The sequence below is a fragment of the Oceanicola sp. 502str15 genome, assembly GCF_024105635.1.
Classification (GTDB): domain Bacteria; phylum Pseudomonadota; class Alphaproteobacteria; order Rhodobacterales; family Rhodobacteraceae; genus Vannielia.
On the sequence record NZ_WYDQ01000001.1, the window covers coordinates 3,461,549 to 3,488,309 of the forward strand.

Below are 26,761 nucleotides of genomic sequence, written 5' to 3' on the forward strand. Positions count from 1 at the left end.
CGATCCACATGACACACCCGATCTCTCTTGCCTTCCTCACCACCTTCGACGTCGGTCCGGTGGAGGCGGTGAAAACCGCCGCCGCTGCGGGCTACCAGATGGTGGGACTGCGTATCCTGCCTGCCGCGCCCGGTGCCGAGCCCGACTATCCGCTGCTGTCAGATGACAGCGTGTTGCGGGAGGTGCGGGCGGCGCTCGACGATACCGGCGTGACGGTGGGCGATGTCGAGATCATCCGCCTCAAACCGGAGAACGATTGGGATCTCTTCTCCCGCTTCACCGACCGTTGCGCCGCGCTTTCGGCCCGGCATGTGCTGGTGGCGGGGGACGATCCGGACACCGGGCGCCTGACCGAGAACTATGCCCGCTTCTGCCAACTCGCCGCCCCGGCCGGGCTGACGGCGGATCTCGAGTTCATGCCTTGGACGGCGGTTCCCGACCTGAAGGCGGCGCAGGCCATTGTCGAAGCCGCCGGGCAGGACAATGGCGGGGTGCTGATCGACGCGCTGCATTTCGACCGCTCCGATACCACCTTGAACGAGATCGCTGCCCTGCCTCCCGCGCGGATCAACTACGCCCAGTTCTGCGATGGCGCGGTGCCCTATGACCCCAGCGACGAAGCTCTGATTGCTGTCGCCCGGGGAGAGCGGCTGTTTCCGGGCGAAGGTGGCATCGACATGCTCGGCCTCGCCAAGGCGCTGCCCGAGGGCACCACGATCAGCGTGGAGGTGCCGCACCGAAAGCTGGCGACCAAGATCGACCCGCTCGGCCGCGCCAGCATGGCGATGGCCGCGACGCAGGCGATCCTGCGCGCGGCAGGGAGGGCCTGAGCCATGGCGCATGAGCTGACGATCAACGGCGAAACCGCCTTTTTCCCGATCATCGGCCACCCGATCGGGCAGGTGAAATCGCCCGAGGCGCTGAGCCGGATCATGGCGGAGCGCGGTTTCAACGGCATGGTCATCCCGATTCATATCCTGCCGGATGCTCTGCCCGGCTGGCTCTCTCAGGTTGCCTCGGTGCAAAACTGCCCGGGCTTCATCGCCACGGTGCCGTTCAAGACCGGCTGCATCGCGTTCTGCACCCGCCTCACCCGGCGGGCCGAGGCGGCGGGCGCGGTGAACATCGTGATCCGCAGCGGCGACGACTGGTTGGGCGATGCGACCGACGGGCTGGGCTACATGGACGGGATCGCCGCCGAGGGCTTTGACGTGGCGGGCAAGCGCGCGCTGCTGGTCGGCACCGGCGGGGCGGGCTCTGCCATCGCCCGCGAGATCCTGGTGCGCGGGGCCGCCGAGCTTGCGCTGCACGATATCGACAGCAATCGCCGTGACGCGCTGATCGACCGGCTGAACGCCGAGTTCCCCGGAAAGGTTCGCGGCGGCAGCAACGATCCGCGCGGCTTCGATCTGGTCGCAAATGCCACCCCGCTCGGGATGCGCGAGGACGACCCGTTGCCGGTGCAGGTGGATTTGCTCACCGCCGATCAATTCGTTTCGGACGTGGTGACGAGGCCGGCCGTGCCGCCGCTCATCGCCGCCGCGCGCGCGACCGGCTGCGCCACCATGTCGGGGTCGGGCATGTTTGCCGCCCAGGCCGTTCTGCTGGCGGAACTTCTGATGGGGAAGCGCCCCGTTGAGGACTGACCGCGCTCCGGCTCGTCCGGAGACGCACCGAATTTATGGGCCGCACTGCCACGGCGGAGTTGCCCACCCTACGTCTGCACGGGCTTCCGGATGGCCCCTTCAGGCAAACCCAAATCCGGACACGGGAGGAAGACAAATGATGAAATCCCTGCTTGGAACCGCCTCCATCGCGCTTGCGATGGCGACCGCTCCGGCCCTGGCCGAAATCAAGATTGGCTCGATCATCGAGCTTTCGGGCGCAGGCGCTGCGGCTGGCACCAACTTCCACGATGGCGTGAAGATGGGTTTCGAAGAGGTCAACGCGGCCGGTGGCATCCTCGGCGAGCAGGTCGAGCTGCTGGAGTACGACAGCCAGACCGACCCGCAGGTGAGCCGCGCCATGGTGCAGAAGGCGATCGACGAGGGCATCTATGCCATCACCGGCACGGTCTTCTCGTCATCCACAGTGGTCAACATGATGGTGGCCCAGCAGGCCGGCATTCCCCAGTTCACCGGCTCCGAGGCACCGACAATCACCGCCAAGGGCAACCCCTACATCTTCCGCACCACCTTCGGGGCTCAGAAGGGCGTGCCGAAGATGACCCGCTACATGGCGGAAGAAATGGGTGTGAAGAAGGCTGCCGTCGTCTGGGCGAACACCGAGTTCGGCAAGGGCGGTCATGATGCGTTTGTGTCCGAGGCCGAGACCTATGGCATGGAGATCGTGGCCGACATTCCGACCGAGCAGGCGCAGACCGACTTTTCGGCTGACGTTCTCAAGGCAAAGAACTCCGGCGCCGACGCGATCTTCGTCTACGTGACCGAGGAAGAAAGCGCCCGCTTTCTGAAGGAGGCACAGAAGCAGTCGATCGGGATTCCGATGGTGGGTGAAACCACGCTCATCGGGGCCAAGGTGATCGAACTGGCGGGCGATGCCGCCAATGGCGCGATGGGCCATGTCGGGCTTAGTGCTGATGCAGGCGTGCCGGCAATCGACGAGATGGTGGCGAAGTTCGTGACGAAATACGACTACACGCCCGACCACAACGCGATCAAAGGCTACACCGCTGCCTGGACGATCAAATGCGTCACCGAGATGATCGGTGAGGCCGACAGCCAGGCCCTGGCCGACAAGATGCATGGCCTCACGCTCACGGTGGAAGAATGCCCCGGGGTCCTGATGGACGCGACCTGGGACGACACCGGCGAGATGTCGCGCGAGAGCTTCTTCGTCGAGGTTCAGGACGGCAAGCAGACGGTAAAGGCGATCCTGCCGCCGAACTGATCGGAGGCAGGGTGCGCCGGGCGGCTTGGGGCTCCCAGCCCGAGACGCCCGGCGCCCATTGCCGGGGCGCGCGGACGGCGCGACCGCAAACCACACTCGACGCTAGAGGAACAACCATGGCCGAGTTTATCCAGATCATCATCTCGGGGCTTGCAGCGGGCTCGATCTACGCACTGGCTGCCGTGGGCTTCACCCTGCTGTGGCAAGCCTCGCAAACCATCAACTTCGCGCAGGGCGAGTTCGTCATGTTGCCGGCGTTCTTCGTACTGGTCGGCATGCATGTGCTGGGCCTCTCGCTCTGGCCGGCCATCGCCTTCGGGTTGCTTCTGTCGCTGCTGGTTCTCGGGGTCGCCTTCAAGAAACTGATCGTGGAGCCGATGCTGCCCCATGGCGTGCTGCCGCTGGTGATCGCCACCATCGCGCTGGGCCTGCTGATGAAGGAGAGCGTCAAGGAATTCTACGGCGCGACCGCACAGCCCTTTCCGCCGATCTTTCCGCAAGACGTGTTCCAGTTCCTGGGAGCAAACATCTCGGTGCAGGATCTGTGCAACCTTGCCGTTTCCATGCTGGCCATCGGGGGCTTGCAGCTGTTTCTCGGTCGCACCCGCACCGGGCGCTGCATGCAGGCGACGGCGCAGAACCCCGGCGTGGCAGAAATTCTCGGCGTCAACGTGAAGCGGATGGTGATGTATACCTTCCTCATCAACGCCGCCCTCGCGACCATCGCCTCGGTGCTGATCTCGCCGATCTACCTCGCCAAGTTCTCCAACGGTGAAACCCTCGGCCTCGTCGCCTTCATCGCGGCCATCGTCGGCGGCTTCAACCAGATCCGCGGCGCCCTCGTCGGCGGTCTTCTGATCGGCGTGATCGACAACATCTCGGCGCTCTACATCTCCGCGCAGTACCGATCGGCCATGCCGATGCTACTGCTCATCGCCATCATCATGCTGCGCCCGCAGGGCCTGCTGGGCACCTCGGAGGGCCGCACGGTATGACCCCGCTCAAGATCATCCTCGGACTCGCCGCCCTTGCCGCGCTCTGCGTCGCGCCGCTGGGCCAGGGCAATTACATCATCTACGTGCTCACCTCCTGGCTGGTGTTCTCGATCACCGCGATGGGGCTCAACCTTACCCTCGGCTATGCCGGGCAGGTCAGCCTCGCGCAGGCGGCCTTCATGGGGATCGGTGCCTATATCACCGCGCTGATGACGCTGGCGGGCATCCCCTGGATCCTTGCCGCCCTCGCCTCGATCCTCGGCGCCTTTGCCGTGGGGCTCGCGCTGGGCTACCCGGCGCTGCGCGTGCAACACCATTTCCTTGCCTTCGTCACGCTGGCCTTCAACACGCTGCTCTTTCTGGTCCTGCGCAACGAGGAATGGCTAACCGGCGGTTCCTTCGGCCTTTACGGAATGCCCCGGCCCACCGTCTTTGGCATCTCGACGGGGAAGAACCTCGAGTTCTACTACTTCACTCTGGTCTGCTTCCTCGGCGCGCTTGCGGTGATGTGGTGGATCCTGCGCTCCCCCTGGGGGCGGGCCTTCACGGCGCTGCGCGAAAACCCGATCCGGGCCGAGAGCCTCGGGCTGAAGATCCGGCGGCAGACACTGCTCGCCTTCGCCATCGGCTCGGCCTTCGGCGGCTTCGCGGGCGCCCTGCAAACGCCGTTGGTGCAGTTTATCGAGCCGGCCAGCTTCAGCCTGATCCACTCGCTCAAGATCCTGCTCATCGTGGTGGTCGGCGGCTCGGGCTACTTCTATGGACCGATGCTGGGCGCGGCGGTGGTGATCCTGCTGCCCGAGGTGCTGCGCTTCACCGAAGGCTATTACCTCATCATCTACTCGGCCCTCGTGATCGTGCTGATGGTGTTCTCGCCTGACGGGCTTATCGGCGCGGGCAAGAAGATCTGGGGGCGGTTCCGGCCCAAGCAAGAGGACCGGCGCGACATGGAGAAGGGATTTCAGCTATGAACGCTCCTGCAAGGCAAACCACGGGCGCTCCTGTCCTGTCGGTGCACAACATCTCCAAGCAGTTCGGCGGCATCCGCGCCGTCAACAACGTCAGCTTCGATGTGCACAAGGGTGAGATCCTCGGGCTGATCGGGCCCAACGGCTCCGGCAAGTCGACCCTGTTCAACTGCATCCTCGGCCAGCTCCGGCCGACCGAGGGGCATTGCGAGATCAACGGCAACCCAACCGCCCGTGTCCGCCCCGCCGACCTGTCGCTGATGGGGGTCGGTCGGACGTTCCAGCAGCTGTCGGTCTTTCCCAAGATGACGGTGCTCGACAACGTCATTCTTGCCGGACAGGAGCACGAGGGTGGAATGTTCTCGCGCCTCTTCGGGCCGGGTGATGCGGGGCTGACGGACAAGGCGCGCCAACTGGTCGAGTTCTTCCGGCTCAGCCCCTACATCGACACCCCGGCAGGTGATTTGTCCTATGGGCAGCAAAAGCTGGTCGATGCCGCGATGGCCTTCATGGCCGGGCCCGACATCGTGCTGCTCGACGAACCGGCCGGCGGGGTGAACCTGACGATGCTCCAGCACCTCAAGGAGCGGCTCGTCACCTACAACCGCGATCACGGCACCACTTTCGTGGTCATCGAACACAACATGGAATTCGTCATGTCGCTTTGCACCCGGATCATCGTGCTGGCGCAGGGCGAGATCATCGCCGAGGGGAGCCCGGAGGAGATCCGGTCGAACCAGATGGTGATCGACGCCTACCTGGGAGGTTGAGAGATGCTCGAACTCAAGGACGTGACTGGCGGCTATGGCCGCATCACCATTCTGAACAAGACCAGCTTCAAGGTGCCCGAGGCCTCTATTACAACGATCATCGGGCCCAATGGCGCGGGCAAGTCCACCGTGTTCAAGGCGATCTTCGGGCTGCTGAGCATCCATTCCGGGCAGATCCTGCTGGAAGGCGAGGATGTCACCCGCCTAAGCCCCTCGAAGATGATCGCCCGTGGCGTGACTTACGTGCCCCAGGGCCGCAACGTGGTGCCGCAACTGTCGGTGTTTCACAATCTGGAGCTTGGCGGCATCACCGCGAAGGATCAGGGCAAGGTGCGGACCCGGATCGAAGAGGTGATGGACCAGTTCCCGATGCTGCGCGAGTTTCGCGACCGCAAGGCCATCGAGCTGTCCGGCGGACAGCAGAAGCAGCTCGAGATCGCCCGGGCCCTGCTGCTGGAACCTCGGGTGATGCTGATCGACGAGCCGTCCATCGGCCTCTCGCCGAACCTGGTGCAGGAGGTGTTCGAAACCCTGATCCGCCTGCGCGACTCTGGTGTGACGATCCTGATGGTGGAACAGAACGCCAAGGCCGCGCTGGCGATGTCGGATATGGGGTTGGTGCTGGAGCTTGGCCAGACCCGCATGTTCGACAAGGCCGACAAGCTGCTGGCCGATCCCCGCGTCGGACAGCTCTTCCTCGGCGGGCACATCGAAGAAACCGCCTAGGCGGAGCAGACGAGACGGCAAAAAGGCCGCGCGGTTATCGCCGCGCGGCCTTTGGCCTGTGCCGTGTTGCGGCGGTCATCCGTAGCCGGGGCGGGGCACCAGCCCCATCAGCACCTGCGACAGCCCGCCATCCACAACAATTTCCTGACCCGTAACGTAACTGGACCGTTCAGATGCGAGGTAGAGTGCAGCATCGGCCATATCTTCCGGCGTTGCGATGCGCCGAAGAGGAACGATGGCTTCGCGCCGGGCCTTCACCTCGGGGTCGGCGTAGAAGCCTGCCGACATGGGCGTTTCTACCAGCCCGGGGCTGACGCAGTTGGAGCGCACCCCCTGCGGCCCCCACTCGGCGGCAAGCTGGCGCGACATCATCGTGATGCCTGCCTTCGAGGCCGAATAGGCCCCCGATGCGGGCTGCGGCTGGCTGGCCGAGATGCTGGCGATATGCACCAGCGCGCCATGGCCCCGCGAGAGCATGCCGCGCCCGAAAGCCTGCGAGGCCACGAGGTAGCCCGTGAGATTGACCGAGAGCATGGCGCTCCAGTCCGCCGGATCGATTGTCTCCAGCGTTCCGGGCCGCAGGATGGCGGCGCAGTTCACCAGCACATCGGCCCCGCCGCCGGCCTCCACATCCGCGGCCACCTCGGCCACCACCGCCGGATCGGCCAGGTCACAAGCCAGTGCCCGCGCTCCGCTGCCCAGCTCGCTGGCGAGCGCCTCGGAGCGGTCCACGTCACGGTCGAGCAGGATCGGCACCGCCCCTTCGGCGGCAAAGGCCCGGGCGGTGGCCTGTCCGATGCCGCCTCCGGCGCCGGTGATCACCACGGTCTTTCCTTCCAGCGCTAGCCAGCTCATACGCCCGCCTCCATGTCGATACCGGCCAGATGCCGGCCTGTGATCCAGCCAAAGGTCATGGCTGGACCAAGGGTGATGCCCGCTCCCGGATAGTTGCCGCCCATGATGGAGTTGCGGTCGTTGCCCACGGCGTAGAGACCCTCGATCGCCTGGCCTTCGCCATCGAGCACCTTTCCCGCCACGCTCGTCTTCAGCCCGTCGAAGGTGCCCAGGTCTCCCATTTCGAGGCGCACCGCGTAGAACGGCCCGCGATCGAGCGGGGCGACGCAGGGATTGGGCTGGTGATCCGGATCGGCGAGGTAACGGTTGAAGCTGGTTTCGCCGCGGTGGAAGGCCGGGTCTCGCCCCTCCGCCGCGTCGGGGTTGTAGTTGTTCAGCGTCTCCGCCAACCCCACCGGGTCGATACCGCAGGCTCGCGCCAGTTCAGCCGGTGTCTTGCCCGACTTCAGGTAGCCGGTGCGCGTCCAGAGCCAGAGCGGCAGAGGGGCGGGCTTGGCGTGGCCCAGCCCGTAGCGCCGGATCGCGCGCCTGTCGGCAACCAACCAGGCTCCCGCCTCACCGGACGCGGCCATCGCCACGCCGACATCGTGATAGCTCTCGCTCTCGTTGGTAAAGCGGCGCCCGTCGGAGAGCACGGCGATTATGCCGGGCTTGTAGCGGTCGAGCAGGTGCGGAAAGACACCTTTGCCGGGGACCCGGCTCACAGGCATCCAGGCTGCTGGCTGCGGGTATTCCGCCGCAAAGCTGCCGCCCGCCTCCTCCGCCAGCCGGATTCCGTCGCCGGTATTGCCCTCGGGCACGGGCGAGTGATGCGCGCCGCCGCCCTTCAGGTGTGGATAGGCCGCCGCCCGGCGCGCGAGGTCTTGTGCGTAGCCGCCGCAGGCAAGCACCACGCCCCTTTCGGCACGAATGGTCCCGCCCGGCGTCTCGACGCCTGCAACCCGGCCCTCTTCCACCACCAGCCGCTGCGCGGGCGTGCCGGTTTCGATCGGGATTCCGAGGTCGAAGCAGCTCTTGGCTAGCCGCGCGGCCAGGGCATTGCCGCTCGTCACCTGCACCCCGCGCCCGTAGCGCAGCACCTCGCCCGCGTGGGCGGCAAGGCGTTTTGCGACATAGGCAAAGGACTTCAGCGACTTGGTGGCGTTGAAAAAGTGTTTGATGTCGGCGTTGGACGAATTGAACATCATCCCCATGAAGGTGATCGTGCCAAGCGGCGGGCGCAGGCGCTTGAGGTTCTCGCCCAGCGAGCTGGTGTCATAGGGCGCGGCCAGCACCGAGCGGCCCACATCAACGCCGCCCGGCACCGTCGGGTGATAATCGGGGTAGAGCGTGGGCACGAACTTTACGTCCGTCTGGGCCTCGAACCAGTCGAGCATCTCGGGGCCGGCTGCAAGAAAGGCCTCCACCGCGTCGGCGTCATAGAAGTTGCCCGTCTCCTCCTGCATATAGGTCCGGGCCGCCTCGATGGTGTCGTCGGGGTTGCTCGCCTTTCCGTGCCGGTTGCCCGGAATCCACAGCACCCCGCCCGAAAAGGCCGTGGTGCCGCCGTAAACCTCCTCCTTCTCGATCACGATGACCGAAAGACCGTGTTTGCGTGCCGTGATTGCCGTCGCCAGCCCGCCGGCCCCTGAGCCGACCACCAGCACATCGCAATGGCGTGCCTCTTCCATCTGCACTCCTCCCTGTTGTTGCATCCTGTCTAGCGAAGGGGCGGGTGGAGACCGATGGACGGCATCGCGGATTTATTGCACAATTCGTCGCAAACCCGATCATGGAGCGAGAGGATGGAAGCTGCTGCCTCCCGGCACATTCCGCACTATTTTCTTTACGGCGGCGAGGAACCGGACGGGGAGCTCGACCTTCTGCATGTTGAGGCCATCCGCAACCGGAGTGGCCAGAACAATTGGAGTATTCGTCCGCACGCGCACCCTGACCACATGCAGGTTCTGCTGGTCACGCAGGGGGGTGGCGAGATTGTCATGGAGGACCGCAGGTTTCCCATCCCGGCGCAGGCGCTGGTGGTGGTTCCTTCGGGGATTGTCCACCAGATCGAGTTCGATCCCGACACGGATGGCACCGTGACAACGGTTGCCCTTGGGTGCATCGAGAAAATCGTCGCGCAGGCTCCAAACCTGGCCGAGACGCTACAGCCGGCGGTGTTTCCGCTCACAGAGCTCGCAGATCTATCGGCCGACTTTCGGCGCCTGAAGGCCGAGTTCGACGGCGCGGCGCAGGGTCGTCGGGCGGCGCTGGTGGCGCATCTTACCTGCATACTGGTGGCCGTGCAGCGGCTGTCGATCACGCGGGAAGACGCCCGGATTGCGGCCAGTGACCGCAACTACGACTTGGTGACCCGATACCGGGAACTTCTGGAAGCGCATTTCAGGCATGAGAAACGGCTCGATTTCTACGCCGGCGCCCTTGCCATCACCCCGGCCCGGCTGAACGCCGCCTGCAAGGCCCGCGCCGGGTGTACCGCTTCTCAGCTGATGCACGGGCGCATCCTTGTCGAGGCCAAGCGTCAGTTGCTCTATACGAACAGTTCCGTTGCGGTGGTTGCCAGCCTCACAGGGTTCGACGATCCGGCATACTTCAATCGCTTCTTCACGCAGCGGGTCGGGGTGTCGCCCGGGGCCTACCGAAAATCTGTTGAGAGACCGGGAGCGGCCGAACGCCCTACTGCGCCAGTCGGGCCATGAGGTTGCCGTGCAGCGCCGGATTGGCGGCGAGGGTGCCTGCGGTGAGGCGGTCGGGGGTGTTGAAGCGCAGGGGGGTGCCGAGGCGGTCGGTGACGGTGCCGCCTGCCTCCTGCACGATCAAGGTGCCGGCGGCGATGTCCCACTCCCACGTGTCGCGGAACGTGACCATCGCGTCGTAGCGGCCTTCAGCCACCAGCGCGAGGCGGTAGGCCAGCGAGGGGCGGTAGTGGCGGGCGTTGCGAGGCAGGCCGCCCGGCCAGTGATGCGGGGCGAGGTTGGGCTTGGCGGTAACGATCGAAATGTCGTCCGGCCCCGTGGCCTCGGTCACGCGCAGGGGGGTGCCGTTGCGGGTCGCCCCTGTGCCGGTGCCCGCAGCATAGATCATTTTCTTGGCCGGCATCGCCACAACGGCGGCCACGACGCGGCCGGCTTCGGCCACGGCGAGGGAGTGCGCCCAGCTCACTTCGCCTGCGGTGAAGGCACGGGTGCCGTCGATCGGGTCGATGATGAAGCATCGCTCGCATGACAGGCGCGCGGCATCGTCGGCGCTTTCCTCCGACAGCCAGCCGTAGCCGGGGCGCGCGCCCAGGAGGTGCGCGCGAAGCATGGCATCCACTGCGAGGTCGGCTTCCGTAACCGGCCCGGCGCCATCGTCCTTTTCCCACACCCGGTGATCGGCGCGAAAGTAGCGCATGGCGATCTCGCCAGCGCGTTCCGCTGCCTCGATCAGCAGGGTGGTATCGGCTGACGTGCTATGCGCCAGCAAGGGTCAGCCCTTCGACCAGCAGCGAGGGAATGCGGTGCGACTTGTGGTCCTGCGCATCGTTGGCAGGCGTGAGCCGGTGGAGCATGTCGAGAAGGTTGCCCGCGATCGTGCACTCGTGGACGGGGTAGGCGATCTGTCCGTTCTCGACCCAGAAGCCCGAAGCGCCGCGCGAGTAGTCCCCGTTGTTGGGGTTGATGGTGGAGCCGATAAGCGATGTGACGAGCAGGCCGGTGCCCATGTCGCGCAACAGGTCTTCGCGGCTGGCGGTGCCCGGCGTGAGGGTGACGTTGCTGACCGAAGGCGAGGGCGGCGCCGAGGTGCCACGGGCCGCATTGCCCGTGCTCTCAAGTCCGAGCTTGCGGGCCGAGGCGAGGTCGAGCACCCAGCGGGCGAGGTGGCCGTTTTCGATGATGGCAGAGCTACGCGTGGCGAGGCCCTCGGCGTCGAAGGGTTTGGAGCCGGAGATGCGGGCGCGATGGGGCTCCTCCGTCAACGAAAGCCCGGCAGGCAGAATGGCCTCTCCCATCTTGCCGATGAGCCACGACGACCCCCGTGCGATGGCCGCGCCGTTGGCCGCCGAGAGCAGGTGCCCGATCAGCGAGGTCGAGGCGCGTTCGTCGTAGAGAACCGGGAAGCGGCCGGAGGGCGGCCTTTTGGCCCCGGAACGGGCGGCAGCACGAGTGCCGGCCCGCGTGCCAACGTCTTCAGGCGAAGGCAGGTCGGCGGCGTAGATGCGGTGCTCGTAGCAATGGTCGCGGTCCATCGCGGTGCCGGTGCCGGTGATGGCGGAGGCCGAGAGCATGTGGCCGGTGCGGGTGTAGCCGCCGGAAAAACCGTTGGAGGCGGCAAGGTGGATTGCAGTGCGCCCGAAGCCTGCCGAGGTGCCCTCGATCTGGTCTACGCCGGTCACGGCGGCGGCGGCGGCCTCGCAGGCCAGCGCGGCCTCCTGCAGCGCGGCGGCCTCCGGCTCGGAGCCGATGTCTGCCAGATCCAGCGCGGCGATGTCCCAGCTCTCTGCGAGTTGCGCCGGGTCGGCCAGCCCGCAGTGCGGGTCTTCCGGCGCGAGGCGGGCCATGGCGACGGCACGCTCTGCCATCGTGTCCATGGTCTCTTCGCGCAGGTCGGAGCCCGAAACGCAGGCCTGCCGCTTGCCCACCAGCACTCGCAGCCCGATCTCGGTGCCTTCCGAGCGCTCGGCCTGTTCCAGCGCCCCTGCGCGGGTGTCGATGGAGAGCGATGTGGAGGCCACGGCCATGGCGTCGGCGGTATCGGCCCCGGCGCGGCGGGCAGCGGCGAGCAGCGCATGGGTGAGTTTGTCGAGGCTGGGCGTCTGGGTCATTCAAGTCCTTCCGGGCAGCACTGGCTGCCGGACTGAGCTAGCCCCCGGAACCGCGTGGCGCAAGGCCGGAGCGCCGAAAAACCGGGTAGGGCCGGGCATCTGGAGAGGTGTGTACGGGTCATTTTCCGAGGGTGAAGACCACCTCGTATTCGCCCGGATCGACCCGCCCCAGCGCCGTGCTCTGCTGGATCAGTCCGGCTTCGAAGAGCGCCCGCGTTACCCTGCGGGCCGTCTCGGCACTTTCGAATTGCAGGTAATTCGTAACCTTCCGGCCATCGGTGCTGCGGAGGATGCTGGAAGAGACCCAGCCTTCCATGTCGGAGGCAGCACGAGCGGTGTCGGCCAGGCTTTCGATGAGCCGGTCCTGTCGGGTGGCATCGGTGAGGAAGACGTTGATCTGGGTGATGGTGCCATCGTTCGCAGTGATGACGGGCATTGGAGATTCTCCTGTCGGGCTGAGGACAGGGTATCGCCTAGGTTGTGCGAGGTAAGCTGTAGAAGTGCGCTGAAGCGGCAACGGCGCGCGAGTGCCGGGAAAAACGGCAGTGCAGTGCGGGCTTGCGCAGGAGGGGGGCGGCGCACGGCTCACGGGTCTGCCAATCGAGGACTTTGAGCGAGGCGGCGTGACTGGCGGTGCGCTGCTCCCGCCGGACCTGGCGGGAGCAGCGAAGTTCGAATGCTCTTATTGCAGCGGGATCGGAATGCCGTTGGCCGAAACCGTGCCGTCGGGCGACACGCCGATCTCGGTCGTCAGCACATCGGGGCCGTCGCCGGGGCGGAAGAACATTCCCGACATCATCTTGACCCCATTGGCCTGATCGGCGGGCACGAAGCCCATCTTCACGAGGTTATCCAGCAGGCCGTTGGCGCCGGAGAGCTTGGCCGTCAGCGAGCCATCGGGCGCAGGCATGCCGCCAAAGGTCATCAGGTCGGTGTTGTCGAAGGTGAAGGTGCCGTTTGCCGTCAGCTCGGCACCACCGGCCTTCAGCAGCACGTCGGAGATGTTCAGCGAGTGCACCTCGCCCGGCATGCCCTGCGGGTTTGCCATGGCCTCTGCATCCAGAATGTCGATGAGCCACTTGCCGGTGCCCGCGAGATTGAAGGTGAGCGTGGCCGGATCGCGCGGCAGCACGGTGCCCGGGTCGAACATGTTCCAGATGCCATCGGCGATGGTGATATCCTTCAGGCCGACTGCCAGCATGTAGGGCTTGGGAGCATCCGACTGGGCGAGCGGCATGATGACGTTGAAGGAGGTTTCTCCCATGCCCAGGGTGACTTCGGGGAGCGGGATTTCGCTGCCCGACATGGTCATGTCGAAGCCGGTGTAGTTGACCGCGTAGAGCACCTGCTCGGCGTTCAGCGTGACAGTGCCGGTGCCACCGTCCATATCGCCGGAAATGGCAAAGCTCTCGCCGTCCTCGGTGCCTTCCATTGCAAAGGTCGTGGCGCCGACCGAGGTGCTGCCCTGCATCGAAGCCCCCGCCTTGAGCATTTCAGGCAGTTTCTCCGGGTCCATGAACATCATCTGGCCCTGGCCCGTAGAGGTGGTGACGAGGTCGGCCATGGTGACCGAGCCCTTGCCCTGCCCGGTCCCCTCGGGGTCGCGGCCGTCGAAGTCGATCTGCAGCCCCTCGGCGGTGAACTGCGACGAAAGCGCCTCACCGGCCTTGGTGTAGGTGCCTGCCGACCCGCTCACGGTGCCGGTGAAGGAGAAGGGGATGGTTTCGCCATCAACCATCATGTCGGCCATGGCAAACACCATGGACGGCGCGGAATAGGTGAAGGCAACGCCTCCATCTGCATCGGCGGCAGACATGTCGAGCCCGTCGAGCTGGAAGTTGATCGTCAGCTCGACCTTCTCGCCGTACTCGGGGGCCACCGTCATCATCATGTCGAAGGCGGAGGGCATTGCGATGGCCACGGTGCCATCGCCGTTCTCGGTGAAGGTCACATCGCCGATGGAGCCGTTGAGTGACATCTCCTCGACCTCCATGGCCACGGCAACGCCGCTGGCGGTGAGCACACCGCCCGACTGGGAGGTGTTGGCGGCGGTGACGTTCTCGCCATAGGTGGCGGCGATATCGACCCAGGCTTCCCACGCCTCTTCGGCGGTGAGCGCCCATGCGGCGGGGCTGGCGACGCAAAGCGCGGTCGCGGCAGCGGAGAGGCGGAGGAATGATTTCATCGGAGAATGTCCTTTCGGGCGCAAAATGAAGTGGCGTCATCCTCCCGTGCGGTGCAGGCCGGGTCAAGGGCCGGGATGGTGGACGAAACCCACCATTGCGTTATCTCTGGGGCGCATCAGACGCGGAGGGCGAGGGATGGAGATGAATGGCAAGGTGGTGATGATTACCGGCGCGAGTCGGGGGATCGGGGCCGAGACGGCGCGGATCTTTGCCGGCGCGGGCGCGAAAGTGGCGCTGCTGGCCCGGGGCGAGGATGCCGTGGCAGAGCTGGCGGGCGAGCTGGGGCCCGAGGTGGCCTTGGCGATTCCCTGCGATGTGAGCCGCTACTGGGAGGTCGAGGCTGCGGTTGCCGCATGCGTCGAGGCTTTCGGCAGGCTCGATGTGCTGGTGAACAACGCCGGGATGCTGGAGCCGATCACCCACCTGGCCGAGGCAGACCCCGAGGCCTGGGGGCAGGTGATCGACGTGAACCTCAAGGGCGTGTTCAACGGGATGCGCGCCGCGCTGCCGGTGATGCTGGCGCAGGGCGGTGGCACTATTCTGACTGTCGGTTCCGGTGCCGCCCATGGCCCGGTGGAGGCGTGGTCGGCCTACTGCTCTTCCAAGGCAGGGGCGCTGATGCTGACCCGGATGGTCGACAAGGAGAACGCGGAGCGCGGCATTCGGGCCCTCTCGCTCTCGCCCGGCACGGTGGCAACGCAGATGCAGCGTGACATCAAGGCCAGCGGCATCAACCCGGTGAGCCAGCTCGACTGGTCGGACCATATCGCCCCGGACTGGCCCGCCAAGGCGTTGCTGTGGATGTGCTCGCCCGAGGCGGATGAATTTCGCGGCGCTGAGGTTTCGCTGCGTGACGAGGAGATCCGGCGCCGGGTCGGGCTGATATGATCCGCGTTGCCGATGAGGGCGGGCTGCGCACCGTCACCATCGACCGCCCGGAAAAGGCCAACTCGCTGACGGGCGACATGCTGGAGGCGCTGGTCGAGGCGGTGACGGAGTTTGACGGCGGCGCGCTGGTGCTGACCGGGGCGGGCAAGGTATTTTCTGCCGGGGCCGATCTGGACGAGGCGAAGGCCGGGCTGGCGACGAGCCCGCTCTGGGAGCGGCTTTCCCACGCCGTGGCGGAGAGCGACGCGCTCACCGTGGCCGCGCTCAACGGCACGCTGGCGGGCGGGGCCTTTGGCATGGCGCTGGCCTGCGATCTGCGGATCGCGGTGCCGGGGGCGAAGTTTTTCTATCCGGTGATGAAGCTGGGCTACCTGCCCCAGCCCTCCGATCCGGCGCGGCTGTCCGCGCTGGTGGGCCGGGGCAGGGCGAGGATGATTTTGCTGGCGGCGCAGAAGATCGGGGCCGAAGAGGCGGTGGCATGGGGGCTGGTCGACCGGCTGGTGGAGCCCGAGGCGCTGACCGGCGAGGCGGCGGCCCTATGCGCCGCGGCGATGGCGGCAGAGCCGAAGGTGCGGGCGGGCATCAAGGCGATGTGCCGGGGCATGACCGTTCCCGGCGTCACCTCCGCCGCCGGGGACCTGCCGTCTTAGGGTTGAACGCGGGCGGGCGCTTGGCGACCCATGAAATGAAGGTAGCGAGGCGGGGGTGCGCCCGGAGGGCCTCGGGGGTGGCGTAGTTGCGGGCCAGTTCGGTTTCGCTCAGGGTGGCGTGGATTTCCTTGTGGCAGATGTGGTGCAGAAGCACGGTTTCGCCGCCCTTGCCGCCGCGCAGGCGCGGCACGAGGTGGTGGCGGCTCTGCGGCACATCGGGCGGAATCGGCCTCAGGCAGAGCGGGCAGGTGGGCGGCGGCTCGTCCATGGGGCATAGATGGGCCGAAAGGCAGGAGCGGCAATGGATGCATTGGTGATCGGAGGCGGCCCGGCGGGGCTGGCGGCGGCGGAGGTTCTGGCCGGGGCTGGGCGGCGCGTGCTGCTGGCAGAGGCGAAGCCCTCGGTGGGGCGCAAGCTGCTGATGGCGGGCAAGTCGGGGCTCAACCTGACCAAGCAGGAAGAGGGCTTTGGCGCGGCCTATGGCACCGACTGGCTGGCGCCGATGCTGGAGGCGTTCGGCCCGGCAGAGGTGCGCGCCTGGGCGGAAGGACTGGGGCAGGAAAGCTTTGTCGGGTCGACCGGGCGGGTCTTTCCCAGGGCAATGAAGGCCTCGCCCTTGCTGAGGGCATGGCTGGGACGGCTGAACACCGTCGAGCTGCGCACCCGCTGGCGCTGGCGCGGCTGGGAGGGCAACGCGGCGCTGTTCGACACGCCGGGCGGCGCGGAGCGGATCGAGGCCAGGGTAACGGTTTTGGCGCTGGGCGGCGCAAGCTGGGCGCGGCTCGGCTCGGATGGCGCATGGGCCGAGGTGCTGGCGGGCGAGGGCGTGGAGCTGGCGCCGTTCCGCCCCGCGAACATGGGGTTCGAGGTGGTGTGGTCGGCGCATATGGCACCGCATTTCGGAAGCCCGGTGAAGGGCGTGCGGTTGAGCGCAGGCGCGGCGGAGAGCCGGGGCGAGTTCGTGGTGTCGGCTCGGGGGCTGGAGGGCGGCGGGATTTACGAGGTCTCGGCGGCGATGCGCGAGGGCGCGCCGCTGGTGCTGGACCTGCTGCCCGAAACGAGCGTGGAAGACGCCACCGCAAGGTTGGCGAAGGGCGGCAAGGAGAGCGTGGGCAACCGGCTGCGCAAGCGGCTGGGGCTGAGCCCGGTGGCGCGGGCGCTGGTGATGGAATTCGGGCGCCCCCTGCCGGAAGGCGCGGCGCTTGCCGCGCTGATAAAGGCGCTGCCGGTAGCCCATGGCGGCCCGCGCCCGCTGGACGAGGCGATTTCTGTGGCGGGTGGCGTGACGCGCGCGGCGGTGGACGACGGGTTGATGCTGAAAGCGCGGCCCGGCGTCTTTGTGGCTGGCGAAATGCTCGATTGGGAGGCGCCCACTGGTGGCTACCTGCTGACGGGCTGCTTCGCCACGGGGCGCTGGGCGGGGCAGCATGCCCTGCGCTACCTGAATCAAGATGTAGGGTAGTCGTGCCGAACCGCGCCTGCCTGGGATGCTCCCCCACCTGATGTTGGGGGATGGCCGGTTCGGCGGGCAATATTTAGCAATTCACGGAAGGGTGAGTCAACCCTCGGGTGTTTTCTCATCAGAACGACCCCGGCGGGGACAAGCCGGGGTCGTTCACCCGGCGGGGAGGAGCCGGGCCTGCTCAGCGGGGTTGCCGCCTGTCTTCCTGCGCTTTTGGGGATGACAGCGCAGGAATTTCAAGGAGTTACTGCGAGAGGCTCTGTGCTAGGCGCATGAGGTTCACTGCCTCGGCGCGGTAGCCGAATTCGTCAGTCCCCTTGGCGCCATTGGCCATTTCGATGGCATCGGCGTAGCTCCAACCCTTCAGGTAATCGGAGCCCTTGAGAAGCTGCCCGAAACCCGCGATGGCGGCGGCGAAGCGGGTTTCATCCGTGGCCTCGCCCATGCCTTCGGTGATGGGAAATTCCAGCAGCTCGCTCTCGCTCGCCCCCGGCTCCTTCCAGCGCATCCGCAAAAAGGCCAGCTCGGGGTTGTCCTGCTCGGCCTGTGCGGGGGCCACCGAGACATCGGCGGAGCCGTAACGAAGCGGGTCGTTCAAAACGGCAGGGGAGCCGACCGGCGTGACCTCGTAGATCGCCGTCACCGAGTGGCCCGCGCCGATCTCGCCCGCATCCACCTTGTCGTTGTTGAAATCCTCGCGCTTCAGGGCGCGGGTTTCATAGCCGATCAGGCGGTATTCGGCGACCTCGGTGGGGTTGAACTCCACTTGGATCTTCACGTCCGACGCGATCGGAAAGAGCGCGCCGGTGAGCTGGTCCACCAGCACCTTGCGGGCCTCGTTGAGCGTGTCGATGTAGGCGGCCTGGCCGTTGCCATTTTGCGCCAGCGACTGCATCAGCGCGTCGTTCAGGTTGCCCCGCCCGAAGCCGAGGACCGACAGGAAGGTGCCGCTGTCGCGCTTCTTCTCGATGAAGTCCTTCATCGCCTCGGGCGAGGAGAGGCCCACGTTGAAATCGCCATCGGTGGCCAGAAGGACGCGGGAAATCTCGCCCTCTTCGGTCATTTCCTCGGCCACGGCGTAGGCCTGCTCCAGCCCCGCCGCCCCGGCGGTAGAGCCGCCTGCACCGATGTTGTCGAGCGCGTTCAGAATCTTGGCCCGCTCCCCGGCAGGGGTGGGCGGCAGCACCAGGCCGGAGCTGCCGGCATAGGCGACAATGGCCACCTGATCCTCGGGGCGTAGCTCGGGGAGCATGAGGCGCAGGCTCTGCTTGAGCAGTGGCAGCTTGTTGGCCTGGTTCATCGAGCCGGAGCTGTCGACGAGGAACACGAGGTTGAGCGGCGGGCGGTCTTCGACCACGGGCATTTCGCCCTGGATCGCTACGGTGACGAGTTGGGTGTCCGGGTTCCACGGGGTTTCGGAGACAACGACCGTAGGCTTGAACGGCGCTGGGTCATCCGCCTCGGGGGCGGCGTAGGCATAGGGGAAGTAGTTGACCATCTCCTCCACGCGCACCGCATCGGGCGGCGGCATCCGGCCCGCGTTGAGAGAAGAGCGGACGACGGAGTAGCTGGCCGTGTCCACGTCGATCGAGAAGGTGGAAACCGGCTCTTCGGAGGCCACTTTCACCGGGTTCTGCTCGGCCTCGGGGAAGGCCTCGGTGTCAGGCTCGGGCTGGACGTAACCACCATCCGAGGGCGGCGGCGGGACGGGCATGGGCCGGGTGACGCCAGCGATGCCGCCCAACGCGCCATTCTGATCGCCGATGGCAGCCCGCTTGCGCACGGTGGCGGCAGGACGCGGGGTGCCGGAGGGCGCGGGGGCGGGCTCGGCGGCGGCGACATCGGCCATGGCGTCGGCTTCCATGGGCGCCTCGCTCTCGGCCAGTTCCTCGACGGCTTCGGACGCGCCGCCGCTGGCCGCGCCATCATCGGCGCGGGTCTCGTCGGCGCTGGCCACATCCTGGCGCACCGGGGCCTGCACGCGCTCTTTCGGCGCGGGCGTTTCGCTCACGGTGATTGCCTCCGGCCCGCCACCGTTCTGCATCTGCGGGATGATGACCACGGCGGCCAGCCCTGCGGCAACGATGCCGGTGGTGGCGGCCAGACCGGCCTTGGTGCTCAGCTTCGAAAACATCTCTCTCACTCCTTGCATCAGCCCCGCCTTTCGGGGGCCTTCAGGAGTGAGACGCGGGCCATTGGCCAATCCTTGGCGAATGGCCGCATTTTCTTCGCGCTCATCGTCAAAAGCCTGCATGGCAAGGGCCATGGCGCGGGCCTTTGCCTGCGCTTCGGGAGCGGGCGGGGCGGATTGCAACGCCGCTTTCAGCTTGTCGAACTCGTCGGTCATGACGCTCTTTCCTCGGTTGCCACGGCGCGGAGGCGCTTTTTGACCTCCGACATGCGCCAGGCGATTGTGCCCTCGCTCACGCCCAGAACCTCTCCGGCCTGGACCTGTGTCATCTCTTCGCCCAGCACCAGCGCGCAGGTGTCGCGCAGCTCTTCGGGCAGGGTGCGCAGGGTGGCGGTGAGCCAGTCAACCGCCTCGGTGGTCTCACTGATCTCGGCTTGCCGCGCGACCTCCCAGTCGCCCCAGCCTTCCGCCGCCTTCGCCTGGCTCGCCGCGCGGCGGCGCCGGTCATGCGCCGCGTTCACCGCCACCCGGTAGAGCCATGTGCCAAAGGCTGCGCGACCCTCGTAACGGGCGAGTTTGGCGGGCAGGGCGAGGCAGATATCCTGAGTCAGATCCTCGGCCTCGGCACGGCTGCCGGTCAGGCGGAACGCAAAGGCGTGGAGCCTGTCGTAGTGGCGCGCGAGCAGCGCGGCAAAGGACTCGCGATCACCGCCGGCGGCGGCAAGGGCCAGAGAGTGATCGGAGACTGCCATGCGCATCACGTTGGTAGGACGCACCCGGGGCGTCAATCCTTGGGCCGGGAGGCAAAGATTTTTTCACGGGGTTTACCGAATCTTTCCGCTTCGGGCCCAGGTTGGCCGCCGGGGCAGCTACCAAAGGGCAGATCATGATCCGTGTTGTTATTGTTTTTCTTCTCTCCGTTTCGCTGGCGGCCTGTAGCTCCAGCGGCAATCAGGTGATGAAGGATCAAACCGAGACCAGCGTGTCGCAGATGATGCATCCGGGCGTGACCAGCCAGGTGCAGGTGCAGAACATGCTGGGTGCGCCGCAGGAAAAGAGCTTTACCGCTGCCGGCACCGAGATCTGGATCTATAGCCACGAGCGGCTACGGCCCCATGCGGTGAGCTACATTCCCGGGGTGCGGCTCTTCGGACGGGTGCGCAAGGGCAAGCAGAAGAGCCTGACCGTGCTCTTCGACGAGGCCGGGATGGTGCAGAAATACGCGATGACGGAGACCGATCTTTCGGTGCGCACCGGGCTTTACAAGTAACCCGGCTCCGCAAATAGCAGCGTCGGCGCGGGCCTTCAGGCGCGGGCTCGCCTGCGCCGTCCGCTGGCAAGGGCGATCAGCCCGGCGCCGACGATGATGGCAGAGCCTGCGAGGGTAGCGGTGTCGGGGCGTTCGCCAAAAACAATGGCGGCGAGCACCATCGCCACCACCAGCCGGGTATAGCGGAAGGGCGCAATAACCCCCACGTCGCCGGTGCGCATGGCGATGGTCAGCGCGTAATAGGCCGATGCCCCGGCCAACGAGGCGGCGAGAATACGCAGCGCATCGCCACCCGAGGGGACAACGGGGGCGGATTGGAAGGCGAGGATCAGCAATCCGGCCGGAATCAGGATGGCGCAGCCGTAAAGACTGAGCTGAACGTGAGAGAGCACGGGCGGCGCGGCCCGGGTGGCCAGATCGCGGCCAGCAAAGCCGATCATGCCGAGCACCGAGAGGATCGCCAGCATGTCGAAGCCTTCCAGACCGGGGCGCAGTACCAGCAGAACGCCCGCAAACCCCACGAAGATCGCCACCCAACGCGCCGGGCTGACCGGCTCGTGCAGCACCAGCATGGCCCCCAGTGCGACTACGAGCGGCGCGGCCTGAAGGATGGCGGAGGCGGTGGATAGCGGGGTGAGCGCGATGGCGAGCGTGTAAAAAACACGCCCCAGCATCTCGAACCCGCAGCGCACCGCCATGGGCCGTGAAAACAGGGCGGGGTGCACCAGTCTTTCGCCCCGCCGCAGACAGAGAAAGGCAAAGATCGTGGTGCCGATCAGGCCGAAGCTCGCAAGCACCTGCCCCACCGGCACCGCCCCGGCGGCGGATTTTATGAAGGCGTCCTCGACGGCGAAACCGGCCATGGAGGCGGTCATCCAGAGGGCGCCTTGGGCGTTGGGGGAGAGGGGCATGGGAAGCCTCGTGTTGTGCCGGGCCAAGTTGCGCGGCTGACGGGCAAGGTCAAGGGGCTGCCGAACGCCCCTGCCGAGACACCACGAAAAGCGGAGGAGCCGCCCCGGTCAGACCCACTTGGCCATTGGCGGCAGGCTCATGAGCACCGCATTGGCATCATGACCTGTCGCCAGCCCGAATTTGGTGCCCCGGTCGTAGACGAGATTATACTCGGCATAGAGCCCGCGATGCACCAGCTGGGCCTCCTTTTCGGCCTCGCCCCAGCTTTGCACCCGGCGCTTCTCGACCAGCGGGAGGTAGGCCGGCAGAAAGGCGCGGCCGATGTCCTGAGTGAGGGCAAAGTCCGCCTCCCACTCGCCGGTGTTGCGATCATCCATGAAGATACCGCCCACACCGCGGGCCCGCTTGCGGTGCGGGATATAGAAATATTCATCCGCCCAGGCCTTCAGCTCCGGATAGAGCTGCGCGCCGTGCGGATCGAGATGCGCCTTCTGGACGGCATGAAAATGCGCGGTGTCCTCGGCATATTCGAGACAGGGGTTCAGATCGCTCCCGCCACCAAACCACCAGGCCGCCGGGGTCCAGAACATGCGGGTGTTCATGTGAACGGCGGGGCAATGCGGGTTCTGCATATGGGCCACCAGGCTGATCCCCGAGGCCCAGAACCGCGGGTCGTCTTCCACCCCCGGCACGCCGCGGGCCGCCATGGATCGCTGCGCGGCCTCGCCAAGTGTGCCGAAGACCTCCGACACGTTCACCCCCACCTTTTCAAAGACCCGCCCGCCGCGCATCACGCTCATGAGCCCGCCACCGGCATCGCTACCATCCTCGGCGGTGCGCTCGGTCGGTATCAGCTCGAACCGGCCCAGAGGCTCCGCGCCGGGATGGCTCTCTTCGAGCGCTTCGAAGGCCGCCACGATCTCGTCGCGCAGGCTGCGAAACCAGGTGGCGGCGCGGGCCTTTTCCTGCTCCATCGCTGCGCTCATGTCGGGCCTCCCTGCGGGCATTGTGATTTGGCGAATCCGCGCCGCGACACTAATGATGGAGCCAAGCCATTGAAAGGACGCCGGATGCGGCATTTTCTGCCCCTGCTTCTCCTCCCGCTCCTCGCCGCCTGCGCCACCCCGCGCGAGGCCTGCGAAGCACGTGCAACCAAGGACCTGCGGGTGATGAACACGCTCATCGCCGAAACACGCGCCAATGTGGACCGGGGGTACGCCATCGAGCGCGAGCCCTATGTGTCCACGCGCTACCAGATCTGCGCCCGCACCGGCGATGGCCCGGTGGAGGCGGTCTGGTGCAACCGCTCCGAAACCCGCTACCGCGACAAGCAGGTGGCAATCGACCCCGCCGCCGAGCAGCGCAAGCTGCGCAACATGATTGCCAAGCGCGACCAGCTCCAGCGCGAGGCACGTGCGAAGGTGTCGGCCTGCCGGCAGGCCTATCCCGAGGGCTGAGGTAACTCAGATGTCGCTGCGCGGAATGCGCAGGATCTGCCCCGGAAAGATCAGGTCGGGGCTTGCCAGCACGTGCTGATTGGCCTCGAATATCGGTGTGAAATTGCCGTTGCCGTAGTGCGATTGGGCAATCGAGGTGAGCGTATCGCCGGGTTGCACCGTGTGGGGCTGCCAGCCGCGATAGCCCGGCAGGAGGCGCGGGCCGAAGAGCACCGGGATTGTTACCGAGGGGCCGTTTTCGTTTCCGGTGTCGTCGGCCAGGGTCAGGAAAAGGCGGTTGAGCTGAAAGCTGTGGCTCGCCGGAATCTCGATCGCGCCCTGAAACTGCCGCAGGCCGAGCGCGCCGACCGAGGTGAAGCCCGAGTATTCGTCGTGCCCCTCGCTGACATGGATCGTCAGCGTGCCTTCAAAGGCGGTGGCATTGCCCGCGATCAAGATCGTCTGGCCGACCAGATCGAAGGGGCGGGGTTGCTGGATATCGAGGGTGGGCGTCATGGCGGTGCACTCCTTGGGCCGGGGCCGGGTTCTGCAAGCTTGGCGCAGAGGATAGCAACCGGGGCCGGGCGCGGGCGTGAAAACCCCATGAAAAAGGGCGGCGCGGGGTGAACCGGCCGCCCTTCTGGCGTGAATGTCGCCGAGCTTACGGGTTGGCGGTGATGATGCCGTTCAGCCAGTCGATGTAGTTGGCGGTGCGCGTGTAGGCCGAGAATTTGGCCTGCTCGTTGCAGTTCTTGCCACCCTCGCCGGAGAGGCCCCAGCTCACCACGCCGGCCTGAATGTAGAGGCCCTCGTCATTGACCTTCACCACCAGCGGGCCGCCGGAGTCGCCGGAGCAGGCGGTCTTGCCGCCTTCGTAGGTGCCCGAGCAGATCATGTTCTCCGAGATCGGGGTGGGTGCGCGCTTGACCAGCTCTTCCCATGCGCCCTGCGCGTCGTCGGGGGTGAGGCCAAAGGTCTTGGCGGCAAAGACAAAGCCCTTTGCGGCAACTTCGGCACGCGCTTCCATCAGGGCCTGGTTGCAGGCGTCGCGCGGCAGCATCTGAATGTCGGCCTGGCGCATATCCTGCGGATGGTCGCCGCCGTCGATCAGGCCCCAGCCGGTGACGGTTGTGGTCACACCGGGCTGTTCCAGAAGGTCGCCCAACTCGGCATCGGGGATCTTGACGGTTTCATAGGGCACCTGCGGGGCGCGGGCGAGCTTGAGCAGGGCGATGTCGTTGTCGAACACCCCGCCCACGTAGCCCGGAAAGCGGTAGAGCGCGGCCACGTCGATCAGGTCGCCGTTGCCTTCCGCGATCTGGTTGGTGCCGGCAAGCACCTGGATCGCGGCCGGGTTGATATCGCGATACTGGCCCTCGGGGTCCTGCATGTGCACGCAATGAGCCGCGGTCAGAACCCACTGGTCCAGCACCAGCGAGCCACCGCAGAAATGGGCATCGGGGCTGACGCCCTTGCCCTTGATCATCAGCGCCACCTGCCAGGGCCAGGCGCCATCGGCGGCCACCTCGCCACCGATCACCCGGCTGCCCGAGTCCTCGCTGGCCTTTTCCTCCAGATACTCGGCCTTTTCGCCGCTCTCCGCCCATGCAAAGGGCGAGGCGCTCGCGTCGCCGGAAAAGTCCTGAGCCGTGGCGGTGCCGAGGCCAAGCCCCGCAAGCGCCACGAAAACCGCTGCAAATCTCATGTCTGTTGTCCTTCCTTCAATCGTCCTTGGGTGTGATGCGCACCGGGAACCGGGCCACGGTAAGGGGGGCCGGTGCGGTCGAAAAGCTGAAATTCCGGCTGCCTTCGCCGGGTGGGGCGGCGGCGGCGGTGAGGAACTGCTCCATCGGGGAGCCAGCGCCGCGGCTCTGCCCGTCATTGGCGAGGCCGGTCAGCGCAGTGCGCGGTGCGCCGTCCTCGGCGGGGGTGACGAGCACAATCACCTCTTCCAGCGCCGGGCCCTCACCATCGTTCACCATCAGCATCCCGACCGGAACGCTTTCGTTGAAGTTGAGCCGGTTGGAGGTGCCGGAGCCGGGGAAGATGGCGCTAATGGTGAAGCTCCTGTCGCGGTAGAGCACGGTCACGTCCTGAGCCTTGCTCGAGGTGTTGCGCAGGTGAAGCCAGAGCTGGCTGCAATGGGGCACGGTCTGGGGCGCGGGGCGCGAGGCGGGGCCTGTGGGGGTGCCGTCGCAATTTGCGGGGATCATTTCAAGCTCAACCTTCACCGGCGGACCGGAGATGGTGAAGCCGCCCTTGGCCCCCGCTTCGGCTTGGGTCAGCGCGGATTCGAGCCGCACCACCTGCCCAAGGCGCGCAAGGGCGGCGGCAAGTTCGGATGCGGCGAAGCGTGGAGAAGAGCCGGGGCCTTCCGGGTCGAGCACGCCATCGGGGCCGGTGACAGCGAGCAATCCACCGGTGAGCACGAGCGCGCGGTCGGGGGCGGTGGCGTTCCATTCCACCCCATCAACCAGCCCCTCGGCTTCGATGCGGGCCAACTCGGCGGTGATTTCGATGTAGTCCGCGCCATCGGCCACCACCGGCGCGGAGAGCTTCAGCGGGGTCGACGCGGCGGGCGCCAGGGAGGTGACTTCGGCGTAGCCTGCACCTTCCGGCAGGGCGGAGAGCATGGCTTCCAAAGGGGTGAGATCGCTGAGGGTGGCGGTGCCCAACGGCTCGCCACCGGCGGCTGCGGCGTAAAGGGTGACTTCGCTGCCTTCGGTCAGTCCGGCGAGCAGCCCGGCCTTCAGCTTGCCGTCAACCCGAAGGCGCGCCCCGGCCTCGGCTCCACCGAAAACCGGCGCGGCCATGATCGTCCCCTCGCCATCCGGTGTCTGGGTGGCGGTGGCGGTTTCCTTTCGCATCCCGTCCATGGTGGCGGCCAGGAGCTGGTCCCATGTGAGATCGGGGGTCGAGGCCATGACGGTGGTGAGAACCCGGGTGAACTCGCCATACCAGCTTGCCGGATCTTCCGGGTCGCCGTGCGGATATTCAAAGCTGCGCTGATCGGATTGCGAGGAATAGAGAAAGGCGAAGCTGCCTTCGAGCGCCGGGGCAGGGCGGCTCTCTGCCGCTTCCATCGCCTCGGGGATGCCCAACAGCACCGGCTCCACGTAGCGCGCCGCGCCCTTGCCGGGCATGGCCCGAAAGCCGGTGGCGGCGTGGCAGGCATCGAGCACCGCGACCAGCGATGCGCCGTCTTCCATGATCGCTTCGGCGGCTGCGCGAAGCTCGTCATCGAGGATTGCGTTTTCTACCGCGCCGATGGTGCCTTTCCAGTTCTTCGCGTCCGAAGGCAGCAGGATTTCGTCGTAGCCGCCCTGATCGTCGCCATCGAGGTCCGGGGCCTGCGAGCCGTGGCCGGAGAAATAGAAAAACACCGTGTCGCCTTCGCCGGTCGCTTCGGCGGCCTCGGCCAGGCCGGAGAGGATTGCCTCGCGGCGCGGCACGCCTGCCACCACGCCGTCGGGCAGCAGCTCGGGCGCGGTGGTGAGCACGGTGATCGCACCCGGCGCCACGCCGCGCGACATCAGGGTGCGGGCCATCAGAGCCACATCGTTGACCGGGCCGCGCAGGTCGGCGTCGAGATATTCGTAATCCCCCACCCCGATCAGAAGGGCGCGGGTCTCGGCCTGCACGGGGGCAGCAAGCGCCAGCGCGGAAAGCAAGGCAAGGGGGAGGTGTCGCTGCGTCATGGCCGGGATATTATTGGTGAAATCGCGCCCCGCAAGTCTTGCCGCACTGCATGACGGCAATTGACACACTTCCCCCAGCTGCCCGCCTGCGGTAATTCGC

The 26,761-nt window shown here is 66.6% G+C and carries 27 protein-coding genes; 13 read left to right on the forward strand and 14 right to left on the reverse strand.

Going from position 1 to position 26,761, the window contains the following annotated elements; all coding sequences use genetic code 11:
- Positions 1-8 precede the first annotated feature (8 nt).
- The 7 genes from GTH22_RS17035 (at position 9) to GTH22_RS17065 (ending at position 6,369) form a co-directional block, all read left to right on the forward strand.
- Positions 9-830, forward strand: a complete 822-nt coding sequence (locus GTH22_RS17035) for a sugar phosphate isomerase/epimerase (protein WP_252946759.1) — start codon at positions 9-11, stop codon at positions 828-830.
- A gap of 3 nt (positions 831-833) precedes the next feature.
- Positions 834-1,646, forward strand: coding sequence for a shikimate dehydrogenase (locus tag GTH22_RS17040; RefSeq protein WP_252946760.1), 813 nt, complete (start codon positions 834-836; stop codon positions 1,644-1,646).
- A gap of 136 nt (positions 1,647-1,782) precedes the next feature.
- Positions 1,783-2,910, forward strand: a complete 1,128-nt coding sequence (locus GTH22_RS17045) for an ABC transporter substrate-binding protein (protein WP_252946762.1) — start codon at positions 1,783-1,785, stop codon at positions 2,908-2,910.
- A gap of 116 nt (positions 2,911-3,026) precedes the next feature.
- On the forward strand, positions 3,027-3,905 hold the full coding sequence (locus tag GTH22_RS17050) for a branched-chain amino acid ABC transporter permease (protein WP_252946763.1): 879 nt from the start codon (positions 3,027-3,029) through the stop codon (positions 3,903-3,905).
- Complete coding sequence (locus GTH22_RS17055; protein WP_252946765.1) at positions 3,902-4,876, forward strand: branched-chain amino acid ABC transporter permease; 975 nt, start codon at positions 3,902-3,904, stop codon at positions 4,874-4,876. The genes GTH22_RS17050 and GTH22_RS17055 overlap by 4 nt, the downstream gene beginning before the upstream one ends.
- Positions 4,873-5,643, forward strand: coding sequence for an ABC transporter ATP-binding protein (locus tag GTH22_RS17060; protein WP_252946767.1), 771 nt, complete (start codon positions 4,873-4,875; stop codon positions 5,641-5,643). The genes GTH22_RS17055 and GTH22_RS17060 overlap by 4 nt, the downstream gene beginning before the upstream one ends.
- Before the next feature lie 3 nt (positions 5,644-5,646).
- A complete protein-coding gene (locus tag GTH22_RS17065; RefSeq protein WP_252946769.1) occupies positions 5,647-6,369 on the forward strand; it encodes an ABC transporter ATP-binding protein in 723 nt (240 codons plus the stop codon).
- A 75-nt stretch (positions 6,370-6,444) separates the two neighbouring features.
- On the opposite strand, the gene GTH22_RS17070 is transcribed toward GTH22_RS17065, so the two are convergent.
- Together GTH22_RS17070 and GTH22_RS17075 are read right to left on the reverse strand one after the other, a co-directional pair.
- Positions 6,445-7,224: an SDR family NAD(P)-dependent oxidoreductase gene (locus GTH22_RS17070; protein ID WP_252946770.1), complete on the reverse strand. Its 780-nt coding sequence runs from the start codon at positions 7,222-7,224 to the stop codon at positions 6,445-6,447.
- Complete coding sequence (locus GTH22_RS17075) at positions 7,221-8,894, reverse strand: FAD-dependent oxidoreductase (protein ID WP_252946772.1); 1,674 nt, start codon at positions 8,892-8,894, stop codon at positions 7,221-7,223. Before GTH22_RS17075 ends, GTH22_RS17070 begins: the two co-directional genes overlap by 4 nt.
- Before the next feature lie 54 nt (positions 8,895-8,948).
- On the opposite strand from GTH22_RS17075, the gene GTH22_RS17080 reads away from it, so the two are divergent.
- The gene (locus tag GTH22_RS17080) at positions 8,949-9,923 is read left to right on the forward strand and encodes a helix-turn-helix domain-containing protein (protein WP_252946774.1); all 975 of its coding nucleotides are present in this window, start codon (positions 8,949-8,951) and stop codon (positions 9,921-9,923) included.
- Here GTH22_RS17080 and GTH22_RS17085 read toward each other — a convergent pair.
- The 4 genes from GTH22_RS17085 to GTH22_RS17100 form a co-directional block, all read right to left on the reverse strand.
- Entirely contained in the window at positions 9,901-10,689 is a 789-nt protein-coding gene (locus tag GTH22_RS17085) for an inositol monophosphatase (protein ID WP_371928364.1), read from the reverse strand. The genes GTH22_RS17080 and GTH22_RS17085 overlap by 23 nt on opposite strands.
- Positions 10,676-12,028, reverse strand: coding sequence for a TldD/PmbA family protein (locus tag GTH22_RS17090; protein WP_252946775.1), 1,353 nt, complete (start codon positions 12,026-12,028; stop codon positions 10,676-10,678). The genes GTH22_RS17085 and GTH22_RS17090 overlap by 14 nt, the downstream gene beginning before the upstream one ends.
- Before the next feature lie 118 nt (positions 12,029-12,146).
- A complete protein-coding gene (locus tag GTH22_RS17095; protein ID WP_252946776.1) occupies positions 12,147-12,464 on the reverse strand; it encodes an antibiotic biosynthesis monooxygenase in 318 nt (105 codons plus the stop codon).
- 246 nt (positions 12,465-12,710) lie between these two features.
- Positions 12,711-14,213, reverse strand: a complete 1,503-nt coding sequence (locus GTH22_RS17100; RefSeq protein WP_252946778.1) for a DUF2125 domain-containing protein — start codon at positions 14,211-14,213, stop codon at positions 12,711-12,713.
- Positions 14,214-14,349: 136 nt separating this feature from the next.
- Between GTH22_RS17100 and GTH22_RS17105 the strand changes: the two genes are divergently transcribed.
- Positions 14,350-15,102 carry an SDR family oxidoreductase gene (locus GTH22_RS17105; RefSeq protein WP_252946779.1) on the forward strand — a complete coding sequence of 251 codons (753 nt, stop codon included), beginning with the start codon at positions 14,350-14,352 and terminating at the stop codon, positions 15,100-15,102.
- Complete coding sequence (locus GTH22_RS17110) at positions 15,099-15,752, forward strand: enoyl-CoA hydratase/isomerase family protein (protein WP_252946781.1); 654 nt, start codon at positions 15,099-15,101, stop codon at positions 15,750-15,752. Before GTH22_RS17105 ends, GTH22_RS17110 begins: the two co-directional genes overlap by 4 nt.
- On the opposite strand, the gene GTH22_RS17115 is transcribed toward GTH22_RS17110, so the two are convergent.
- On the reverse strand, positions 15,721-16,020 hold the full coding sequence (locus GTH22_RS17115; protein WP_252946782.1) for an HNH endonuclease: 300 nt from the start codon (positions 16,018-16,020) through the stop codon (positions 15,721-15,723). The genes GTH22_RS17110 and GTH22_RS17115 overlap by 32 nt on opposite strands.
- A gap of 33 nt (positions 16,021-16,053) precedes the next feature.
- Between GTH22_RS17115 and GTH22_RS17120 the strand changes: the two genes are divergently transcribed.
- A complete protein-coding gene (locus GTH22_RS17120) occupies positions 16,054-17,214 on the forward strand; it encodes a TIGR03862 family flavoprotein (protein ID WP_252946784.1) in 1,161 nt (386 codons plus the stop codon).
- 244 nt (positions 17,215-17,458) lie between these two features.
- Here GTH22_RS17120 and GTH22_RS17125 read toward each other — a convergent pair whose 3' ends face one another.
- On the reverse strand, positions 17,459-19,561 hold the full coding sequence (locus tag GTH22_RS17125; protein WP_252946785.1) for a VWA domain-containing protein: 2,103 nt from the start codon (positions 19,559-19,561) through the stop codon (positions 17,459-17,461).
- Positions 19,558-20,097 carry an RNA polymerase sigma factor gene (locus GTH22_RS17130; RefSeq protein WP_252946786.1) on the reverse strand — a complete coding sequence of 180 codons (540 nt, stop codon included), beginning with the start codon at positions 20,095-20,097 and terminating at the stop codon, positions 19,558-19,560. Before GTH22_RS17130 ends, GTH22_RS17125 begins: the two co-directional genes overlap by 4 nt.
- A gap of 134 nt (positions 20,098-20,231) precedes the next feature.
- Between GTH22_RS17130 and GTH22_RS17135 the strand changes: the two genes are divergently transcribed.
- The gene (locus tag GTH22_RS17135; protein WP_252946788.1) at positions 20,232-20,615 is read left to right on the forward strand and encodes a hypothetical protein; all 384 of its coding nucleotides are present in this window, start codon (positions 20,232-20,234) and stop codon (positions 20,613-20,615) included.
- Between the two features lie 35 nt (positions 20,616-20,650).
- On the opposite strand, the gene GTH22_RS17140 is transcribed toward GTH22_RS17135, so the two are convergent.
- Together GTH22_RS17140 and hemF are read right to left on the reverse strand one after the other, a co-directional pair.
- Entirely contained in the window at positions 20,651-21,526 is an 876-nt protein-coding gene (locus GTH22_RS17140) for a DMT family transporter (RefSeq protein ID WP_252946789.1), read from the reverse strand.
- A gap of 108 nt (positions 21,527-21,634) precedes the next feature.
- Positions 21,635-22,513 (reverse strand): oxygen-dependent coproporphyrinogen oxidase, encoded by an 879-nt coding sequence (gene hemF / locus GTH22_RS17145; protein WP_252946790.1) that lies wholly within the window; start codon positions 22,511-22,513, stop codon positions 21,635-21,637.
- Between the two features lie 84 nt (positions 22,514-22,597).
- On the opposite strand from hemF, the gene GTH22_RS17150 reads away from it, so the two are divergent.
- Positions 22,598-22,984, forward strand: coding sequence for a hypothetical protein (locus GTH22_RS17150; protein WP_252946791.1), 387 nt, complete (start codon positions 22,598-22,600; stop codon positions 22,982-22,984).
- Positions 22,985-22,990: 6 nt separating this feature from the next.
- Here the strand turns inward: GTH22_RS17150 and GTH22_RS17155 are convergent, their stop codons facing one another.
- The 3 genes from GTH22_RS17155 to GTH22_RS17165 form a co-directional block, all read right to left on the reverse strand.
- Positions 22,991-23,479 (reverse strand): LysM peptidoglycan-binding domain-containing protein, encoded by a 489-nt coding sequence (locus tag GTH22_RS17155; RefSeq protein ID WP_252946792.1) that lies wholly within the window; start codon positions 23,477-23,479, stop codon positions 22,991-22,993.
- Positions 23,480-23,624: 145 nt separating this feature from the next.
- A complete protein-coding gene (locus tag GTH22_RS17160) occupies positions 23,625-24,668 on the reverse strand; it encodes a serine protease (RefSeq protein WP_252946793.1) in 1,044 nt (347 codons plus the stop codon).
- A gap of 16 nt (positions 24,669-24,684) precedes the next feature.
- Positions 24,685-26,661, reverse strand: a complete 1,977-nt coding sequence (locus GTH22_RS17165; protein ID WP_252946794.1) for a caspase family protein — start codon at positions 26,659-26,661, stop codon at positions 24,685-24,687.
- Between the last annotated feature and the right edge of the window lie 100 nt (positions 26,662-26,761).

Excerpts from the sequence above, each read along its gene's own strand:
- GTH22_RS17035 (WP_252946759.1), top strand. The coding sequence starts at position 9 with ATGACACACCCGATCTCTCTTGCCTTCCTCACCACCTTCGACGTCGGT.
- GTH22_RS17040 (WP_252946760.1), top strand. The coding sequence starts at position 834 with ATGGCGCATGAGCTGACGATCAACGGCGAAACCGCCTTTTTCCCGATC.
- GTH22_RS17045 (WP_252946762.1), top strand. The coding sequence starts at position 1,783 with ATGATGAAATCCCTGCTTGGAACCGCCTCCATCGCGCTTGCGATGGCG.
- GTH22_RS17050 (WP_252946763.1), top strand. The coding sequence starts at position 3,027 with ATGGCCGAGTTTATCCAGATCATCATCTCGGGGCTTGCAGCGGGCTCG.
- GTH22_RS17055 (WP_252946765.1), top strand. The coding sequence starts at position 3,902 with ATGACCCCGCTCAAGATCATCCTCGGACTCGCCGCCCTTGCCGCGCTC.
- GTH22_RS17060 (WP_252946767.1), top strand. The coding sequence starts at position 4,873 with ATGAACGCTCCTGCAAGGCAAACCACGGGCGCTCCTGTCCTGTCGGTG.
- GTH22_RS17065 (WP_252946769.1), top strand. The coding sequence starts at position 5,647 with ATGCTCGAACTCAAGGACGTGACTGGCGGCTATGGCCGCATCACCATT.
- GTH22_RS17070 (WP_252946770.1), bottom strand. The coding sequence starts at position 7,224 with ATGAGCTGGCTAGCGCTGGAAGGAAAGACCGTGGTGATCACCGGCGCC.
- GTH22_RS17075 (WP_252946772.1), bottom strand. The coding sequence starts at position 8,894 with ATGGAAGAGGCACGCCATTGCGATGTGCTGGTGGTCGGCTCAGGGGCC.
- GTH22_RS17080 (WP_252946774.1), top strand. The coding sequence starts at position 8,949 with ATGGACGGCATCGCGGATTTATTGCACAATTCGTCGCAAACCCGATCA.
- GTH22_RS17090 (WP_252946775.1), bottom strand. The coding sequence starts at position 12,028 with ATGACCCAGACGCCCAGCCTCGACAAACTCACCCATGCGCTGCTCGCC.
- GTH22_RS17095 (WP_252946776.1), bottom strand. The coding sequence starts at position 12,464 with ATGCCCGTCATCACTGCGAACGATGGCACCATCACCCAGATCAACGTC.
- GTH22_RS17100 (WP_252946778.1), bottom strand. The coding sequence starts at position 14,213 with ATGAAATCATTCCTCCGCCTCTCCGCTGCCGCGACCGCGCTTTGCGTC.
- GTH22_RS17105 (WP_252946779.1), top strand. The coding sequence starts at position 14,350 with ATGGAGATGAATGGCAAGGTGGTGATGATTACCGGCGCGAGTCGGGGG.
- GTH22_RS17110 (WP_252946781.1), top strand. The coding sequence starts at position 15,099 with ATGATCCGCGTTGCCGATGAGGGCGGGCTGCGCACCGTCACCATCGAC.
- GTH22_RS17115 (WP_252946782.1), bottom strand. The coding sequence starts at position 16,020 with ATGGACGAGCCGCCGCCCACCTGCCCGCTCTGCCTGAGGCCGATTCCG.
- GTH22_RS17120 (WP_252946784.1), top strand. The coding sequence starts at position 16,054 with ATGGATGCATTGGTGATCGGAGGCGGCCCGGCGGGGCTGGCGGCGGCG.
- GTH22_RS17125 (WP_252946785.1), bottom strand. The coding sequence starts at position 19,561 with ATGACCGACGAGTTCGACAAGCTGAAAGCGGCGTTGCAATCCGCCCCG.
- GTH22_RS17130 (WP_252946786.1), bottom strand. The coding sequence starts at position 20,097 with ATGGCAGTCTCCGATCACTCTCTGGCCCTTGCCGCCGCCGGCGGTGAT.
- GTH22_RS17135 (WP_252946788.1), top strand. The coding sequence starts at position 20,232 with ATGATCCGTGTTGTTATTGTTTTTCTTCTCTCCGTTTCGCTGGCGGCC.
- GTH22_RS17140 (WP_252946789.1), bottom strand. The coding sequence starts at position 21,526 with ATGCCCCTCTCCCCCAACGCCCAAGGCGCCCTCTGGATGACCGCCTCC.
- hemF (WP_252946790.1), bottom strand. The coding sequence starts at position 22,513 with ATGAGCGCAGCGATGGAGCAGGAAAAGGCCCGCGCCGCCACCTGGTTT.
- GTH22_RS17150 (WP_252946791.1), top strand. The coding sequence starts at position 22,598 with ATGCGGCATTTTCTGCCCCTGCTTCTCCTCCCGCTCCTCGCCGCCTGC.
- GTH22_RS17155 (WP_252946792.1), bottom strand. The coding sequence starts at position 23,479 with ATGACGCCCACCCTCGATATCCAGCAACCCCGCCCCTTCGATCTGGTC.
- GTH22_RS17160 (WP_252946793.1), bottom strand. The coding sequence starts at position 24,668 with ATGAGATTTGCAGCGGTTTTCGTGGCGCTTGCGGGGCTTGGCCTCGGC.
- GTH22_RS17165 (WP_252946794.1), bottom strand. The coding sequence starts at position 26,661 with ATGACGCAGCGACACCTCCCCCTTGCCTTGCTTTCCGCGCTGGCGCTT.